18 protein-coding genes are annotated in these 18,392 nt (G+C 36.5%); 7 read left to right on the forward strand and 11 right to left on the reverse strand.

The genetic code is table 11. From position 1 onward, the window contains the following. Positions 1–43: 43 nt before the first annotated feature. Both CPHY_RS16000 and iorA read right to left on the reverse strand, forming a co-directional pair. Positions 44–619 (reverse strand): indolepyruvate oxidoreductase subunit beta, encoded by a 576-nt coding sequence (locus CPHY_RS16000; protein WP_012201094.1) that lies wholly within the window; start codon positions 617–619, stop codon positions 44–46. A gap of 12 nt (positions 620–631) precedes the next feature. Continuing rightward, positions 632–2,371: an indolepyruvate ferredoxin oxidoreductase subunit alpha gene (gene iorA, locus CPHY_RS16005; RefSeq protein WP_012201095.1), complete on the reverse strand. Its 1,740-nt coding sequence runs from the start codon at positions 2,369–2,371 to the stop codon at positions 632–634. A 449-nt stretch (positions 2,372–2,820) separates the two neighbouring features. On the opposite strand from iorA, the gene CPHY_RS16010 reads away from it, so the two are divergent. Both CPHY_RS16010 and CPHY_RS16015 read left to right on the forward strand, forming a co-directional pair. Then, the gene (locus tag CPHY_RS16010; RefSeq protein WP_012201096.1) at positions 2,821–3,318 is read left to right on the forward strand and encodes a putative ABC transporter permease; all 498 of its coding nucleotides are present in this window, start codon (positions 2,821–2,823) and stop codon (positions 3,316–3,318) included. 144 nt (positions 3,319–3,462) lie between these two features. Continuing rightward, the gene (locus CPHY_RS16015) at positions 3,463–4,989 is read left to right on the forward strand and encodes a sodium:solute symporter family transporter (RefSeq protein ID WP_012201097.1); all 1,527 of its coding nucleotides are present in this window, start codon (positions 3,463–3,465) and stop codon (positions 4,987–4,989) included. Positions 4,990–5,163: 174 nt separating this feature from the next. Here CPHY_RS16015 and CPHY_RS16020 read toward each other — a convergent pair whose 3' ends face one another. Continuing rightward, positions 5,164–6,477 (reverse strand): phenylacetate--CoA ligase family protein, encoded by a 1,314-nt coding sequence (locus tag CPHY_RS16020; protein WP_012201098.1) that lies wholly within the window; start codon positions 6,475–6,477, stop codon positions 5,164–5,166. A 284-nt stretch (positions 6,478–6,761) separates the two neighbouring features. Here CPHY_RS16020 and CPHY_RS16025 point away from each other — a divergent pair, with 284 nt between their 5' ends. After that, positions 6,762–7,070, forward strand: coding sequence for a hypothetical protein (locus tag CPHY_RS16025; RefSeq protein ID WP_012201099.1), 309 nt, complete (start codon positions 6,762–6,764; stop codon positions 7,068–7,070). Between the two features lie 31 nt (positions 7,071–7,101). Here the strand turns inward: CPHY_RS16025 and CPHY_RS16030 are convergent, their stop codons facing one another. Continuing rightward, on the reverse strand, positions 7,102–7,359 hold the full coding sequence (locus tag CPHY_RS16030) for a hypothetical protein (protein WP_041703735.1): 258 nt from the start codon (positions 7,357–7,359) through the stop codon (positions 7,102–7,104). 171 nt (positions 7,360–7,530) lie between these two features. Between CPHY_RS16030 and aroC the strand changes: the two genes are divergently transcribed. Next, a complete protein-coding gene (aroC, locus tag CPHY_RS16035) occupies positions 7,531–8,634 on the forward strand; it encodes a chorismate synthase (protein WP_012201100.1) in 1,104 nt (367 codons plus the stop codon). A gap of 127 nt (positions 8,635–8,761) precedes the next feature. Here aroC and CPHY_RS16040 read toward each other — a convergent pair whose 3' ends face one another. The 4 genes from CPHY_RS16040 to CPHY_RS16055 all read right to left on the reverse strand — a co-directional run bounded on the left by CPHY_RS16040 (position 8,762) and on the right by CPHY_RS16055 (position 14,109). After that, positions 8,762–10,324 carry a methyl-accepting chemotaxis protein gene (locus CPHY_RS16040; RefSeq protein WP_041703736.1) on the reverse strand — a complete coding sequence of 521 codons (1,563 nt, stop codon included), beginning with the start codon at positions 10,322–10,324 and terminating at the stop codon, positions 8,762–8,764. A gap of 377 nt (positions 10,325–10,701) precedes the next feature. Next, positions 10,702–11,370: a GntR family transcriptional regulator gene (locus CPHY_RS16045; RefSeq protein ID WP_012201102.1), complete on the reverse strand. Its 669-nt coding sequence runs from the start codon at positions 11,368–11,370 to the stop codon at positions 10,702–10,704. 107 nt (positions 11,371–11,477) lie between these two features. Next, positions 11,478–12,641: an isocitrate/isopropylmalate family dehydrogenase gene (locus tag CPHY_RS16050; protein ID WP_012201103.1), complete on the reverse strand. Its 1,164-nt coding sequence runs from the start codon at positions 12,639–12,641 to the stop codon at positions 11,478–11,480. Between the two features lie 55 nt (positions 12,642–12,696). After that, on the reverse strand, positions 12,697–14,109 hold the full coding sequence (locus tag CPHY_RS16055) for a beta/alpha barrel domain-containing protein (RefSeq protein WP_012201104.1): 1,413 nt from the start codon (positions 14,107–14,109) through the stop codon (positions 12,697–12,699). Between the two features lie 416 nt (positions 14,110–14,525). Between CPHY_RS16055 and CPHY_RS16060 the strand changes: the two genes are divergently transcribed. Beyond that, the gene (locus CPHY_RS16060; protein WP_012201105.1) at positions 14,526–14,999 is read left to right on the forward strand and encodes an RNA polymerase sigma factor; all 474 of its coding nucleotides are present in this window, start codon (positions 14,526–14,528) and stop codon (positions 14,997–14,999) included. Continuing rightward, positions 14,996–15,433: a DUF3955 domain-containing protein gene (locus tag CPHY_RS16065; protein ID WP_012201106.1), complete on the forward strand. Its 438-nt coding sequence runs from the start codon at positions 14,996–14,998 to the stop codon at positions 15,431–15,433. Before CPHY_RS16060 ends, CPHY_RS16065 begins: the two co-directional genes overlap by 4 nt. Positions 15,434–15,528: 95 nt before the next feature. On the opposite strand, the gene CPHY_RS16070 is transcribed toward CPHY_RS16065, so the two are convergent. Together CPHY_RS16070 and CPHY_RS21855 are read right to left on the reverse strand one after the other, a co-directional pair. Continuing rightward, positions 15,529–16,008, reverse strand: coding sequence for a methylglyoxal synthase (locus CPHY_RS16070; protein WP_012201107.1), 480 nt, complete (start codon positions 16,006–16,008; stop codon positions 15,529–15,531). 107 nt (positions 16,009–16,115) lie between these two features. Continuing rightward, entirely contained in the window at positions 16,116–16,271 is a 156-nt protein-coding gene (locus CPHY_RS21855) for a hypothetical protein (RefSeq protein WP_157668744.1), read from the reverse strand. 70 nt (positions 16,272–16,341) lie between these two features. On the opposite strand from CPHY_RS21855, the gene arcC reads away from it, so the two are divergent. Beyond that, positions 16,342–17,271, forward strand: a complete 930-nt coding sequence (arcC, locus tag CPHY_RS16075; RefSeq protein WP_012201108.1) for a carbamate kinase — start codon at positions 16,342–16,344, stop codon at positions 17,269–17,271. A 151-nt stretch (positions 17,272–17,422) separates the two neighbouring features. Here arcC and CPHY_RS16080 read toward each other — a convergent pair whose 3' ends face one another. Further along, positions 17,423–18,373: a glycosyltransferase family 2 protein gene (locus CPHY_RS16080; RefSeq protein WP_049762403.1), complete on the reverse strand. Its 951-nt coding sequence runs from the start codon at positions 18,371–18,373 to the stop codon at positions 17,423–17,425. Positions 18,374–18,392 lie beyond the last annotated feature (19 nt).

An 18,392-nucleotide genomic window follows, 5' to 3' on the forward strand; every position in this document is an offset into this window, starting at 1 on the left:
TTTTTGCGCCTTAGAAATTCTCTTCACACTTTTACCTTGAAGCTTACTGATGCATCTCATAACCAATTAGGAATGCTTCTATATTAATATCAATGGTCTTTGGCGGAACCGTTTGCTCAATTACCGTAAGCCAATCATCTTTTGTGAAGTCCATATAAGCCGCCGCTACACCAAGCACTATGATATTGAATACCTTCGGGTTTCCAAGCTCCTTTGCCTTAGCCATAGCATCCACTCTTAATACTCTATGCTCTTTTTCAAGATTCTCTATGATATTTTCTGGGTATATCGAAGCACCAATCACTACTGGCATAGGATCAATTCTTTGGTCATTCACAATTAAAACACCCGACTTCTTTAAGAAATGAGAATAACGCATAGCCTCTAAGCGTTCAAATGCAATTAAAACATCTGCCTGACCTTCCTCTACGATTGGCTCATATACCTTCTCTCCATAACGAACAAACGTGACAACGCTTCCTCCACGTTGTGCCATGCCATGAACTTCAGAAAGCTTAACATCATAGCCTGCAATCCTGGTAATTCCACCTAAAATTCGGCTGGTAAGTAGGGTACCCTGACCACCAACTCCAACTATCATAATATTTTTTGTCTCCATGGTGATTCCCTCCTATCTTCCCATCTTTTCTATTGCACCGAACTTACATTGTTCAAAGCATAGATTGCAACCATTACACATGGTCTCATTGATTACGGTGATACCATCTTCCTTCTTAGTAATAGCTGGACATCCAGGCTTTAGACACATTCCACACTTTTTACACTTAATAGAAACTACGTTACACTGTGTATCACTTAATTTCTTACTTAGGAGTACACAAGGAGCTTTGGTAATAATTACAGAGATTTCATCCTTCCTTAATTCCTCTTTTACTATCTTTTCTAACGCTTTTGTATCAAAAGCATTTACTTCGATAACATTATGAATTCCGAGAGAACGGCATAAATCAGGAATACTGATTGCTATCGTCTCTTCGCCCATTAAGGTCTTTCCAGTTGCTGCATGATCTTGATGTCCAGTCATCCCTGTTGTAGAATTATCTAAGATCATCACAGTTCCTGTTCCCTTGTTATAAACCATATTAATTAAAGAATTAATTCCAGTATGCATAAATGTCGAATCGCCAATGACGGCAACCCAGTTCTTAATGTATTCTTTTCCCTTCGCCTTTTCCATACCATGTAAGGTACTGATACTAGCCCCCATACAGACTGTAGTATCTACAACATTTAAAGGAGCTACAGCGCCAAGAGTATAACATCCAATATCACCTGCTGCATGGATACCTAATTTTTTTAATACAGAAAATACACTTCGATGCGGACATCCTGGGCAAAGAACCGGAGGGCGATTTGGTACCTGTGCTACCGGTTTTATCTCAATTTCTTCTTTCTTAATTGCTTTTCTTAATAGGTTTGCACTATACTCTCCTTGAACTGTAAGAATCTCCTTACCTATCGCTTTGATTCCCCATGACTTAACCTGTTCCTCAATGACAGGATCTAATTCTTCTACTATGTACAAATTCTCTACAGAAGCTGCGAATTCTTCAATCAGCTTTCTTGGAAGTGGATTAACCATACCAAGTTTAAGTACGGATGCTTCTGGTAGCGCTTCTTTTACGTACTGATATGGAATACCACTTGTTATAACACCAATACTCTTATCTTTATATTCCATCTGATTTATTGGAAAGTCACAGCCTTCTTCTATCATTTGTTTCGTACGTGCTTCAACTACAAGATGACGCACCTTTGCATTCCCTGGCATCATTACATTTTTTGCTGGATTTCCAATGTAAGCTTTGTCTTCTACCTCGATTCTGTTACATAGATTTACCATCCCCTGAGAATGAGAAAGTCTCGTCGTGGTACGAACAATTACTGGAGTATCATATTTCTCACTCATATCAAATGCAAATTTAACAAATTCTTTCGCCTCTTCACTATCGGAAGGTTCTAATACAGGAACCTGCGCTGCTCTTGCTACCATTCTGGTATCTTGTTCATTTTGTGAGCTATATAATCCAGGGTCATCAGCAGCAACAAGTACTAATCCACCATTCACACCAGCATACGAAATCGTAAATAAAGGATCTGCGGCAACATTCACTCCAACATGTTTCATAGAGGCAAGAGCTCTAACACCGCTAATTGAGGCACCAATGGCTACCTCCATGGCTACCTTCTCATTTGGTGACCACTCACTGTAAATCTCTTTATACTTCACTATATTCTCGCTAATCTCCGTGCTTGGCGTCCCAGGATAAGCTGCTGAAACTTTTACACCAGCCTCATAAGCACCTCTTGCGATTGCCTCGTTGCCTAACATAATTTCTTTCATCTGCATGTTGCCTTCTTCCTTTCTATCATCTTTTATTTCCTACTTATCATGTTATAATTATACATTTTATTCTTGTTATATACAATAGTTACCAAAATTTTGAATGAGCCCGTTCTAATAATTTAAAGTAATCTACCAGTATTTTGCCAGCTATGTTTTTTGGGATACTCTATTTCTTGCTTGCAAGACAATGTGTATTATCAAGTTTGTGGATGTAACGGAGCCAATAAATATGATGAGTGAATGATTGAAATATCCTTCGTTCTTTACTCTAAGATTAAAATATTTCACCAATTATTAGATTTTAATAAATGGTCTTAATAAATTATTAGAATTCCATTAGGCTTTCCTAACATTCATAGACACTTAAATTTTTGCATCATATAATACAGAATAACCGTAAATTTTCCATATGCTGACACATAAAAATATATTTAGACAAAGGAGATAGTTCCATGTGGTTTGTAAATAACATGATATGGCTTTTTATATACAGCCTCTTTGGCTGGTGTTACGAAACAATTGTTTGTTCTATACAAGCAGGTGAGTTAGTTAAACGAGGTTTTTTATTTGGACCATATCTTCCGATCTATGGATTCGGAGCTTTACTTATTATTCTGTGCCTACATAAATGTAAGAATAAAGCTAACCTATTCTTACTTAGTATGTTAGTTACCAGCGCTTTAGAATATGCAACATCCTGGGTGCTTGAAATGTTATTTAACCGCCGATGGTGGGATTATTCTAATTATACTATCCAGTTAAATGGCCGTATCTGTTTACTAGCATCCTTATTGTTCGGAATTTTAGGAGTTCTTTTAGTGAAATACATCCATCCAACACTGAAAAATAGGACGGATCTTATACCGAAGAAAATCAGAGTAATCTGTGCATCTTTTTTGTTTGTTGGAATATCAACTGATTTTATCTTCTCCATATTATGTAATCTATAATGCTTATTTACTAATGTAACTATAAGCAGCGGTTAATATTTGATTTGACAGCCCTTCCATATTTTGGTATTATCACTTTAAAGCGCAACGCTTTATAGCGTTAAAGTATTGTATTGATTATACCATAAGAAGGAGGGTAATTTTATGATTGTCAAACTTGTTATGCTCTTGATATTTTTCGGAGTTATGATTCTTGTTGGCATATATTCTAGAAAACATACCAGGAACGTAAACGATTTTGTACTTGGTGGTCGAAATGTAGGCCCTTGGCTTACCGCATTTGCTTTTGGTACCTCTTATTTTTCATCCGTAGTATTTATAGGATATGCAGGAAGGTTTGGTTGGGATTTTGGTATTTCTGCTATATGGATTGGTCTTGGAAATGCTTTGATTGGTAGCTTATTTGCATGGATGATATTAGGTCGTAGAACCAGAGTCATGACAAAGCATCTTAATTCACAGACAATGCCTGAATTTTTTGGATCGCGCTATGAAAGTAAAGCAATCAAAATTACTGCATCTGTTATCGCTTTTGTATTTTTAGTACCTTATACCGCATCAATCTATAACGGATTATCTCGTCTGTTTGGTATGGCATTTGATATTCCATATGAAATCTGTGTTATTGTAATGGCTACTTTGACAGGAGTGTATGTCATTTTAGGTGGTTATATGGCAACCGCAATCAATGATTTAATCCAAGGTATTATCATGCTTGCTGGTATTGTAGCTATTATAACCGCTGTCCTTAATCAAAAAGGTGGATTCCTTGACGCAATCAATCAACTTGCTATATTCAAGAGTGAAACTACCGCGACACTTGGACAGCCTGGTGCATATACCTCTTTCTTCGGTCCGGATCCTATAAACCTAGTTAGCGTAATAATTCTCACTTCATTAGGTACATGGGGTCTTCCACAGATGGTACATAAGTTTTATACGATTAAGGATGAAAAAGCAATTAAAACTGGAACAATTATTTCCACCTTATTTGCTGTCGTAGTCTCTGGTGGTTGTTATTTTCTTGGTGGATTCTCACGTTTGTTTGATAATGGAAGTATAAGAAATGCGGATGGTAAAGTAATTTTTGATAGTATCATTCCTTATATGATATCCTTTTTACCAGATGTTTTGGTTGGCATCACAGTTGTATTAGTATTATCTGCATCGATGTCAACACTTTCTGCTCTAGTTTTAACCTCAAGTTCAACTTTAACTTTAGACTTTCTAAAAGAAACCTGTTTTAAAAAGATGACAACAAAAACTCAGCTAATGCTTATGAGAATCTTAATTGCTGTTTTCATTATCGTTTCCGTTATACTAGCACTTGATCCACCGAAATTCATAGCTGAGCTAATGGGTATCTCTTGGAGTGCTCTCGCTGGTTCCTTCCTTGCACCATTCCTTTATGGCCTTTACTGGAAGGGGGTTACAAAAGCTGGTGTTTGGTCAGCCTTTTTGATTGGCGTCGGTGTGACTGTTGCTAATTTAAAACTTGCATTCTTCCCTTCTTCCATCGTAGCTGGCGCTTTTACCATGTTATTAAGTTTGGTTATCGTACCAATCGTAAGTTTGATAACACCAAAGTTATCAAAAACATCACTGCTTGATATGTTCACCTGCTACCAAGAAACTGTAATTGTTTCTAAAAAAGACTCCTTAGAAGAATAAACACTGAGACGAACGATATTTAGAGATATGAATTTACTTCTCTGAGATTTATCGTTCGTCTTTTTATTTATAGCAAGGAAAAAAAGGCGAAGTATGCTCTTGCTTGTATACCATCAATCCGATATCGGAACACAATTTAATTACCGATCGATATACTACTTATGTACAAAAGAACTAAAACATAACGTCCTTTCTTGAATCAGTTACACGTCTTGCCTTACCTTCAAATCGTTGCAGACTTCCTGGTGCAACAAGTTTGATTGTAGCATCTAGCCCTAGTATGGTCTTTAGCTGATTTCTTATCTTCTTTTCCAAACCATCTAATAAAGAATAAGAATCTAATAAGGTATCTTCGATAATTTCAACTTGAATCTCCATGGTGTCCAAATGGTTTACACGGTCAACCGTTATCTGATAATGCGGGCCAATCTCAGGTATCTTTAACATGACTTCTTCTATTTGAGATGGAAATACATTGATTCCTCGAATTACTAACATATCATCCGTGCGACCATATAGATTTGCCATACGCACATTAGTCCTGCCACACTTGCATGGTTCATACATTAACATCGTTAAATCACGAGTACGATACCGAATTAACGGAACCGCTTCTTTCGTAAGGCAGGTAACTACTAATTCCCCCTTCGACCCTGGAGGTAATACTTCTCCCGTATCCGGGTCTATGATTTCAGGGATAAAATGATCTTCATTAATATGCATACCGCAAAGATATTCACATTCTCCCGCTACACCAGGCCCACACAGCTCACTCATACCATAATTTTGAGTACAGCAAAAATCCTTTCCCCAAAGCTTATACATCTCTTGACGCATTGGCTCCGTCATACCTTCTCCACCAAATAATCCTATCTTTACGTTTAAATCTTTCTTGGGATTAATTCCCATCGAAAGTGCAACTTCTGCAATATGTAATGCGTAAGAAGGTGTAGCTACTAATATTGTCGTACCAAAGTCTTGCATAAACATAATTTGCTTTTTGGTATTCCCAGATGAGGTCGGACATACACTTGCTCCAATATTTTCTAAACCAAAATGCAAACCTAGTGCACCTGTAAACATACCGTAACCAAAGCAAATCTGAGCTGTATCATCTTTCGTAGCCCCACCCATACAAGCAATTCTAGATACATTATTCGTCCAAACTTCCATATCGTTTTTGGTATAACCAACCACAGTTGGCTTCCCGGTTGTACCAGATGAGGCGTGAATGCGAACAACTTCATTTTTAGGAACTGCAAACATTCCAAATGGATAGTTATCGCGAAAATCCTGTTTCAAGGTAAATGGAAGCTTCTTTAAATCTTCTAGCGTTGTTACATCTTCTGGCAACATGTCAATTGCATCCATTTTTTCATGGTAAAATGGTATCTTTTCATACACACGTGCGACGGTTTCCTGAAGTCTTTTTAATTGGATTGCTTCTAACTCACTTCGGGACATTATTTCTTCTTTCGCCCAAATCATGCTGTACCCTCCAATACTTCCTTTCAAAATTTTTGGTGAACTACCGACCATCGAAAGCCAGTTAGCTTGTCCTGATGTGTTCCAAACTTTGGACATCTTTTATTGCATCAAAGCTGTAATGCGTTAAATTATTATAATTATAAATTTTTTCCAATCGTTTGTCAATGGGAGGTCAGAAAATCGAAAAAAGGGAAAAAAAAGGTTAAGAATTTTTTATAAATAATGGAAATAAGGCAAGCTGTGTTTCATAAGATACACTGTAAACATTTATTGGAGGAACTCATATGAGTGATTTAACAGCTACAAACTGCGGCGGATGTGGAGATGGCTGCGGATGCGGATGTGGAAATGGATGTGGATGCGGAAATAGCTGTGGCGGCGGCTTCGGCGGCTTTGGTGGCGGCGGATGCTGGTGGATAATTATTATCCTTTTATTCTGCTGCGGTGGTAATGGTTTCGGCGGTGGCTGCGGAAATGGCTGTGGCAATGGCTGTGGCGGTGGCTGCGGCGGTGGCTTTGGCGATGGCGGATGCTGGTGGATAATTATCATCATTCTTTTCTGCTGCTGTGGTGGCAACGGATTTGGCTGCTAATTACATCTTTTAATTCCAGAAAAAAAGCTGCTCAAAAGCAGCTTTTTTTCTGCCGTAAACATTCACAATCATATTCATATATAGAAGTCTCATCGAAATCACAGCAAAAGCTATCATTTGGGTTATCCCGATTACGACATTTTTTCATTGCTTCTTCGCAACCACAAGGTTGCTTATTTTTTATTTCAAAATCTTCTTCTCTTCTTTTTTGGCTAATAAAGACTTCTGGCATATACATATTAAGTTGGTTAGGATTACAGTACCAATTCTCTCCTACTTGATAACTCATGGTTCTACTCCTTCCACTCTTTACTAACATCATATGACACAAAACGCAAAAGGTGCCATTTCATATGAATATATTGTAGTTTTATATTACAATTCAATTGAAATCCATAGGAACATACAGTATACTATTTTCAAGTAATCAGGGATTAATACTAATAGAAGAGGTGATACTATGTCCGGTTCAAGTTTCGGATCAATTTTTAAAATAGCAACTTGGGGAGAATCCCATGGAAAAGGTATCGGCGTTGTTGTTGACGGGTGTCCTGCAGGTCTTACTCTAAATGAAGAAATGATTCAGACATTTCTAAACCGTCGAAAACCTGGGCAAACGAAATATTCGACTCCAAGAAAAGAAGATGATCTTGTAACAATCCTATCTGGTGTTTTTGAAGGAAAAACTACAGGTACCCCAATTTCCATGATGATTGCAAATGAGACTGCACGTTCTGCAGATTATAGTGAAATAGCAAGCTTTTATAGACCTGGTCATGCAGACTATACTTTTGATGCAAAATACGGTTTTCGTGACTATCGCGGGGGTGGACGTTCCTCAGGACGTGAAACAATTGGACGTGTAGCAGCAGGTGCAATCGCTGCTGCCCTCTTAAAAGAACTAGGAATTGAAGTTTTTACTTATACCAAATCCATTGGTCCTATTCAAATTGATTATCATAAGTGCCAAAAAGAAAACTTAACTTTAAGTCCTCTTTGCATGCCAGATTTAGAAGCATCTCAGAAAGCGGAAGATTATCTAGAGCAGTGCATTCACAATTTAGACTCTAGTGGTGGTATGATTGAATGCATTATATCTGGAGTTCCAGCAGGAATTGGGGAACCAGTATTTGATAAATTAGATGCGCAGCTTGCAAAGGCGATATTCTCTATTGGCGCTGTAAAGGGCTTTGAGATTGGATCTGGTTTTGAAGTAGCAAAACAGTTAGGTTCCGAAAATAATGATGGGTTTGCATTCGATGCAAATGGAAAACTCATTAAGTTAACCAATCATTCTGGCGGTATCCTTGGAGGAATTAGTGATGGCTCCGAAATTATCTTCCGGGCTGCAATTAAACCAACTCCTTCTATAAAAAAAGAACAGCAAACCGTTAATAAATCAGGTGAGAACATAAATGTATCTATAAAAGGCCGTCATGATCCAATTATAGTCCCAAGGGCAGTTGTTGTTGTGGAAGCGATGGCAGCCTTAACTCTAGCAGATTTGTTACTGAGTGGTATGTCCTCAAAAATGGATTACGTAAAGAAAATCTATCAAAAATAAAATCTTGGGCAAAAAGTAGAACATAAAGTAATTTACTTTATGTATCTTCTTTTTGCCCTCATTAATTAGATGTTTGTTTTATCTTAGATCCTTATCTATAAGTAATATTCATCTCCTAGGAACGGAATTATATTTGAAATATATTGATTTCTTTTTTTAACTGATTAGAATGATCGTTTAATTTTTTTGCTCCATTGGCAATTTCAGAAATAGTTGCATTGAGTTCTTCAATAGAAGCCATAGTTTCTTCTGTTGATGCTGCATTTTCTTCTGAGATTGCGGAAAGATTCTGTATCGTATCCATGATTTCTTCCCGTTCTTTATCAAGAATCTCTGTTTCTTTTCCAATCGTTGAAATGCTATGGATTGTAGATTCAATCCCTTCCTTTAGCACTTCAAACTCTTCTTCCGTTTCCTTAATACTTCCACTTTGTATCTTCATTGCACCTGTAATGGAACTCATTGCTTTTACAATCTGATTATAATTATCTAATAATGTAAGTAAGACGCGATCAATTTCGTTTGACGAATCCGCTGACTGTTTCGCAAGGCTGCCAACTTGATCCGCTACAACCGCAAAGCCTCTTCCCGCTTCTCCTGCACGTGCTGCTTCAATAGAAGCATTTAAGGATAATAGATTGGTTTGTTCTGCAATATCTCTTATCACATGAATTGCATTCTGAATTTCTTCCACTGATTGATTTGTGACAGTTACCTGCTCACTGGCACGGTCCACTTCCTTATTCACCTTATCAGCTGCGGTACTTAATTTTCCCATATTATTCACTACGACATCTTTTGAAGCATTCATCGTGTTAGCCAGTGCAATCAGTTCTTGAACGCCTTCTCTAATCTGTAAGATACCATTCGCCATTTCTGTGACCAGATTTGTTGCATTCTGAGTATTTTCTGCCTGATCATTTGCACCGCTTGCAATGTCTTCTACTGCTTTACTGATGTCTTGTACATTCGTATTTGTTACCTCTGCAGATTGTTTTAGATATACCGACATATCATTTAACTGCACAGAGGTTTCCTTTACTGTCATGAGGATATTTTTTAAAACAAGAGACAGGTGATATGCATTATTGCATATTTCCCCGATTTCATCAGTTCTTTTTGTTGTTCCGTCTTTCTCTGATATATTTAGCTGCCCTTCCGTAATCATACTGACAACCCGGTTCGCCTTTTTTAATGAATTTACCATTCTTCTTGCAAATAACGAGCAGATTACAATCGTAATCACAATCATGACAAGACCTGTAACAATTGTGACACTTGTAGCGCGTGCGAGCTCTTTCACAATCGTATCATTTGATTTCCCTGCAAATATCATACCAATTACATTATCCCCTTGTTTCAGAGGAACATAGTGACCAGAATAAGACAGGCCATTTACAGAGACATTATTGGAGGAATAATCTTCCCCCCTTAAAACGGTATTCGATACCTTTTCATCTGCCTTCGTGCCAACAGCATTCGGAATGCTTGTAAGTATCCTCACATCACCTAAAAAGAAGGTAACGTCAACACCATTTTTCTGCTTATAGTTGTCCACGATATTTTGAAGCTTAGCTACTGGAACTGATCCTTTATACAGCTCGCCATCAATCACTGTTAATTCATCATCATTCACATGTTCTAGTGTAATTTGTGCACCATTTACTACTGCTTGCAAGGTTAACTGCATTTCATTCCTCATATTGTTCACCATAGTAAATGTACTTGTAAGACAAAGTACTATACAAATGAGTAAGCATGGCGTAAATACAATCGTAAGTAGCCTCTTTGTAAAATTAAACTTTGTTTTCATTTTTTTTTCCTTTCGCTTACCTCTCAGAATTTACAATTTAATATCGGCTATATCTAATAATTAATTAATATATTTTAGTAAATTAGTACTATTTTTTAAGATTATTAAGAAATACTGTTTCTAATTTCAGACAAAAAAATAGGATCATGTAAAAGAACAAGTCTTTCAAGCATATATCCTATCTTTTATATCATAGAGGCATTTTAAGAAATTCGTTTAGAATATCTCAGAAACAAAATTTCATTTACTCTATTCTAGAGTCCTTGCTTACTAATATTATCAATAGTACGAATGATATGTTCATGTGCAAGTGTTTCCGCTTGCATACCATCTCTTTGACGAATTGCTTCGAAGATAGCAGTATGCTCTTCAATTGACTTTTCTGCACGCTCATTTTCTGACAAGCTAATTTTACGAATGCGTTGAACATAATGATGAAAATCAGAGAGTACATGTTTTAGTATTTTACTGTTTGAAGCCTCATAAATTAACTCATGAAATTTATTATCTAATTCCAAAACCTGCTCATGATGCTGCTTCTTTATATGAAATTCTGCCAGATAAACCACTTCTTCTAACTCTTGAAGTTGTTCTTCCGTAATATTCTCGCATGCCCATCTGGCACATAACCCCTCCAAATAAGACCTGATTACGTAAATATCCTGAATGTCTTTTTCTGTGATTCCAGTAACATAAGCCCCTTTGTTTGGAATGATATTGACCAAACCTTCTAACTCTAGCTGTCTTAAAGCTTCTCTAACCGGAGTTCTACTAACTCCCAATTCATTTCCTATTGTATTTTCTTTTAATTCCTCATGTTGAGCATATTTCCCCGATAAAATATCCTCTCTGATACGGTTAAATACTCTACCTCTTAGTGAATATTTGTCCGTAATCTCATGTTGTAGTTCCTTGCTATCCACGAAAAACTCCTCCTGTGCACGTCACACTTAACATATAGTATTAACGCAAGTATGACAACCCCGTTGTTCTTTATTTGTACAACAACGAGATTGTCATTTATCCTATGTTACATTGCTTCAATTGTCTCCATAATATAATCAGCGAATTCTGCTCCAGTTGCTCCGGTGTTACGTCCAGTTATCACTAATTTTTTCTCGGTAACTGTACAGATATCAAGTGCTTGATAAAGTTTATCTGCTTCTTTACCATATCCGATATGTGCAAGTAACATCGCACCAGCACGAATTACGCTACAAGGATCGGCGTACTGGTCTCTGCCCTCCTGTACCATTCTAGGTGCAGAACCATGAATTGCTTCAAACATCGAATAACGTTTTCCGATATTAGCACTTCCAGCAGTACCAACTCCTCCCTGGAACTCTGCTGCTTCATCTGTAATAATATCACCATAAAGGTTTGGAAGAACCATAACTTGAAAATCTTTTCTTCTCTTCTCATCTATAAGTTTCGCAGTCATAATATCAATATACCAGTCATCCGCTGTGATATCTTTATAATCCTTTGCGATTTCACGGAAGATATCTAAGAACTTTCCATCTGTAGTTTTAATGATATTTGCCTTTGTTACCGCTGTTACTCTAGTTTTACCATTTGCTTTTGCATATTCAAAAGCAGCTCTTATAATACGTTCTGATCCCCCACTTGTTACTACGGTAAAGTCCACTCCTAAGTCCTCGGTAACATGGATGCCCTTACTACCAACCGCATAAGCACCCTCTGTATTCTCACGATAGAAAGTCCAATCAATTCCTTGTTCTGGAATTCTAACCGGTCTAACGTTAGCGAATAAATCTAATTCCTTACGCATCGCTACATTAGCACTTTCAACATTTGGCCATGGATCGCCTTTTCTTGGTGTTGTTGTTGGCCCTTTTAAAATTACATGACATTCCTTTAATTCTTTAAGTACCTCTGCTGGTATTGCAGCATGCTCAGCTGCTCTTCGCTCAATCGTTAATCCATCAATTACTTTGAACTCAACCTTACCCTGTAAGATATCGTCTTTTAGTAGGTATTCCAGAATTCTTTGTGCCTGGCTGGTAATCGCTGGGCCAATTCCATCTCCACCACATACACCGATAATTATTTTATCGAGTGCTTGATAATTAAGAAAATCTCCTTGTGCCTTCATTACCTCAACACGCTTTAATTGCTCCTCAAGGAGCTTTCCGAATGCTTCTTTTGCAGCTGCTATCGATTCCATAGTCATTTTTATATCCTCCTATCGTCTTTCCGAGTTTACACTTTAATCTGTTACAATAAAATTAATCCAATGTTACATTTATGTTTGGTAAATCTACATTATACTCTGACTTGTACGTATTAATCATCTCGATTAACTCTGCGTCAGTCATAACAGTGATACGTCCCTCTTCATACTCCTTATCTACTAACAACTTAATCTTGTTCACCAAAGGATTCGTCTTGTCTAGCATGGATTCCCCTTTTAATTTATAGTAGGTATTCATCCAATGTGCAATTCCTGCTAAACCAGAAGTGTTGGAAACAGAAACCAAGACCGGACGGTTTAAAAACTTTTCTGTATCAAATATATTATATATCTCTTCATTTTTCAAGAGGCCGTCTGCATGAATACCCGCACGGGTCACATTAAAATTCTTCCCTACAAACGGAGTTCTATGAGGAATCTTATAACCAATCTCTTTCTTAAAGTACTCTGCAAGCTCGGTTATCACGGTGGTATCCATACCATCTAAGCTCCCCCTTAGCTGTGCATACTCAAATACCATAGCTTCTAATGGAGTATTACCTGTTCTCTCACCAATACCAAAGAGTGAGCAGTTTACTCCACTCGCTCCATACAACCATGCAGTCGTTGAATTCGTAACAGCTTTATAAAAATCATTGTGTCCATGCCACTCTAATTGTTCCGATGGAACGCCTGCATGAGTAAGTAAGCAATAGATGATTCCCTGTACACTTCTTGGTATTACTGCACCTGCGAAGTTTACTCCATAACCCATGGTATCACATGCACGAATTTTTACTGGAATACCATATTCGATACCGAGTTTCATCAATTCAAAACAGAAAGGAATGACAAACCCATGGATATCCGATCGAGTGATATCCTCCAAATGGCATCTTGGAGCAACTCCTGTTTCCAAACACTCTCTAACTATACTTAAGTAATGCTCCATTGCCTGACTTCTAGTCATCTTCATCTTATAGAAGATGTGATAATCAGAACAGCTAACTAAGATTCCAGTTTCCTTGATTCCAAGATCTTTTACTAATTCAAAATCTTGCTTGCTCGCACGAATCCAAGAAGTAACCTCAGGAAATTCATAGCCACGTTCCATACATTTGTAAACAGCATCTCTATCTTTCTTACTATATAGGAAGAATTCACTCGCTCGGATGATACCATTTGGTCCACCTAGTCTATGTAGATAATCAAATATCGTAACAATTTGTTCCGTAGTATATGGAGCCCTTGATTGCTGACCATCACGGAAAGTTGTATCAGTAATCCAGATGCTCTCCGGCATATTATGAGGTACGATACGATCATTAAATGCGATCTTTGGTATCTCATCATAAGGAAATAAATTGCGGAAAACATTAGGTTGCACTACATCTACTAATTCATAAATATGCTCCTCAAGAGACAATAAATTATTATGATAATTCATGTATACTTTACGATTCTCCATTGCGCTCTCTCCTATACTTCAAATAATTTGTTCCATTGTATACAATAATACCTTTCGTGTCAATAAATTATTTGATTTATATTTTCCCACTGTATATCGATTATTTATACATATCATAAAAAAAGTTATACGAAAAAAAGAGCCCTTGCTCGATAGTTAATTTATTACATCAGCTATATTGCAAAAGCCCCTAAAAGTAATTCGCTATATCGTATAATGTAGATTTAGTATCTTAAATTTATTAATACAAATAATAGAGTAAAGAATTATTATAAATATTAAATTAATTATCATTAGTTAGATGTTATCACAATCTTGTGACATTAAATATTTGAAATAATAATTTGTGATTTAAATAAAAAGTTTGTAACGAATTTGATTCCTACCAGTCTTAATTAAGAGAGTGAGGTGATAAAGTGTCTGAATTTGACAAAATATATTCCGATTACTTCCATGTTGTCTTTAAATATATATATTCCTTATGCAGGGATGCTAATGTTGCAGAGGAGATAACGCAAGAAACTTTTTTTAAGGCAATGAAAAGTATAGACTCCTTTCGTGGGGACTGTAAACTAAGAGTCTGGCTATGCCAGATAGCGAAAAATACTTTTTTAACTTATTATGATAAGGCGAAAAAGCAGCAAGATGTTTCTGTTTTGATACAACCGATAGAAGCAGATTTTGAAAAAGATTATATCAACAAGGAAACAGCCTACGAAATGCATAAGTTATTACATGGCATGGAAGAACCATACAAGGAAGTATTTACACTAAGAGTTTTTGGAGAATTATCATTCCTTCAGATAGGAGACCTATTTGATAAATCAGAAAGCTGGGCACGTGTCACATATTATCGTGCAAAATTAAAATTAAAGGAGAAAATGTTATGAATAAATCATGTGATATCGTAAGGGACTTAATCCCCTTATATATAGATAATGTATGTAGTCAAGAAAGCCGTAAATTTGTAGAAGAACATGTGGAACATTGTGAATCGTGTAAAGAGGAATTAAGTAAAAATCGAATTGAATTTGAAAGTATGACGTTTAAAACCGATAAGGAAGAAGTGGAAGCAATGAAAAATATCGCGCATAAATGGAAGAAGGATAGAAAGATATCTTTTATGAAAGGAATATTCTTTACATCATTATTGGCAACGGTGGCATGTCCTATATTATTTAATATCATTGGCTCTAAAGTATTAGAGGATGGGACGCTTGTTGAACCATTTGCACTTATTCCACTGGCTTACTTGTTTTTATTAATTACGATTATTTCAGGGATTATTATCGCTTTAAAAAGCAGAATAAAAAGAATGAAATAGAGATAAATAAGATCTAAAGCGCGTTGTAATGCTGTAATGCCAGGAAGGTATAAAGGGGCTTTTGCAATTATTTTGCATAAGCCCCTTTATCATTCTTATTTAGAAAACTCATCAATACGCTGTTTCATTACTTTATTAAAGTTTGCAACCCTTCGATCATACGTCTCTTCCATAAATCTGCTTGCTAAGAGGAAGTCTGCTGTCGCAAGGTTATTTGCAATTGGAATATCATAAACAACTGCAATACGAAGTAACGCTTTCACATCAGGATCATGTGGTTGAGACTCTAGTGGATCCCATAAAAATATAATAAAATCAATATTACCTTCTACAATACGTGCACCAATCTGCTGATCACCACCAAGAGGGCCGCTATTAAAAGCACGTACCGGAAGTCCAGTCTTCTCGGCTATTAATTTAGCTGTGGTACCAGTTCCGCAAAGAAAATGTTGCTTTAATACTTCCTTATGCTTTTCTGCCCATTCTACAATTTCTTTTTTCTTACCATCATGTGCAACTAATGCGATATGCTTCGTTTTATCCATGGTAAAATAGATATAATCATCCTCTAACATATTGTTCTCCTTTGTTACTATAGTATAACTTCTGATAAAAAGTGCGTTTAGCACCGTAAAACTGTTTATTAGAACGTTATTTAGTTCCAATAATAAAGATAATTAGATTATGTAGTATTCTGTCCAAAGTTACCATTCTCATAACCATATTTATTACAATCTTCTATAAAATATCTTATCACGCATTCTTCATTTGACAGAATTACAACCCTTTCTTTAACTATCATATCAAAGTTAAAACGTTGTTTCAAGCTGTATTTCAAATACAAAACTCTTCCTTTTTTTTATGAAAAATGATATGATAATATTACTTGAAAGAAAAGAGGTAATGCAATGAGTCAGAATGTTATTGTTGTAGCACTTGGTCGAAGTGCATTTGGTGAAACCTTCCCAGAACAACGTGCAAATGTGAAAAAAGCTGCTTGTGCAGTTGCTGATCTTGTTGATGCGGGATATCAGGTAGTTGTTACATTCAGCAATGGTCCTCAGATTGGTATGGTGCATACCGCCATGACAGAATTTAGTCGTCTTGATTCGAAATATACAGTAGCTCCTATGTCCGTTTGCGGTGCAATGAGCCAAGGATATATCGGATATGATTTACAAAGTATGATACGTACGGAGTTACTCTTACGTGGAATTTATAAGCCTGTTTCTACAATTATTACACAGGTAAAAGTAGACCCATTCGATAAAGCATTCTCTCAACCATCAAAAATTATCGGTAGATTTATGACAGAAGCTGAGGCCGCGAAAGAAGAAAAGAAGGGTAACTACGTGTTAAAACAGGACAAGGGATACCGTCGTATTATTGCTTCTCCAAAGCCAATGGATATATATGAAATTGATGCAATTAAAGCACTTGTCGATGCAAATCAAATCGTTATCGCTGGTGGCGGCGGTGGAATTCCAGTATTAGAACAAGGCCCGGTACTAAAGGGTGCTAGCGCTATTATTGAAAAAGATTTAGTTGCTGGAATGTTAGCAAATCTATTAAATGCCTCTACCTTACTTTTCTTAACTGATGTGGACAAAGTAGAATTAAATTATGGAAAAGAAAATGCAACACCACTCGATACACTTTCAGTATCCGATGCTACAAAGTATATGGAAGAAGGTTATTTTGAAGAAGGTGCAATGCTTCCAAAAATCGAAGCAAGCGTTGAGTTCGTAGGTGCTGGCAATGGTCGTCGTGCAATTATTACTAATCTTGAGAAAGCACTCGAAGGGTTGTCTCATAAGACTGGTACTATCATTGAGTAATCAAAGATAAAAGTACGCTACGTGAACTACTTGTCATAATGAAATCATAACCTAAACCAAATTAACGTGCGCCCGCTGGGCGCACTATTTTAAAAACCTGTAAGTTATCCACACATAACTTACAGGTTTTGTTTTTTGTTAACATATTTAATTATAATATCAACATTAATCCGCAATTTCTAACGATACCACTCTTTAGATATCCTCGATTAATTGCTATATAGCGTCTTTTAATAAAGTTTGATTGAAACATCTTTAGATACTCTTCCACGATGGATTTTTGATGTCTTTGCAAGTCCTCATGGAAAAAATGTAAAAATTCTTCCGCTTGATCACGATTTTTAGCTAGCGTTAGCTTTTGATCTTTGATTGACGACATTCGTTTGCGAACGTAAGAGGGAAAATTTATACTTCCAACTACATTGGCGGAATGTTGTCTATAGTCAAGCGTAGCTTTTGGTAAATAACTAATATGCCCAAACGCTGCTGCAATTAACGCCATCCACCAATCATGATACCTAGCAGCATTTGGAGTCTGGGAAAGATAATACTCAAATGCTCGATTAATCATAATCGTACATCCAATGCACTTATTTTCCATTAATAGATGCGCTAGATCAATCTTATTTAAATTAAAATGTTGCGTCTTAAAAAAAGATTCCGATATCTCATTCAGATTTTCATCCACAATTACAGTGTCGGTAAACACAAGCAATGGTTGGTCAACACCATAACGTTTTTCCATCTGTTCCATACGCTTTAATGTTTTACTTACCTTATCAGCATGCCATACATCATCCTGGTCACAGCACATAAAGTATTTTGCTTCTTCAAAATTCTCCATTACCGTTTTAATTCCGTTTAGAAAGTTCTTCGTAACACCTAAGTTACGATGATTTTTATAAAAGTGCAAATTGTTCTCATAGCGATGTTTATATTCCTTTAATATCTGAATGGTTTCATCGGAAGACCCATCATCAAAAACATGTAATACAATATTTTGATGATTGCATGTTAATATAGAATCTATTTGCTCCCTTAAGTATTTTTCACCATTATAGGTGCTCATAATGATATCTACCCTGCTCATATTAATACCCATGCCTTTCATTGCCTGCAAT

The organism is Lachnoclostridium phytofermentans ISDg (assembly GCF_000018685.1).
In the GTDB taxonomy this organism is placed as follows: Bacteria; Bacillota; Clostridia; order Lachnospirales; family Lachnospiraceae; genus Lachnoclostridium; species Lachnoclostridium phytofermentans.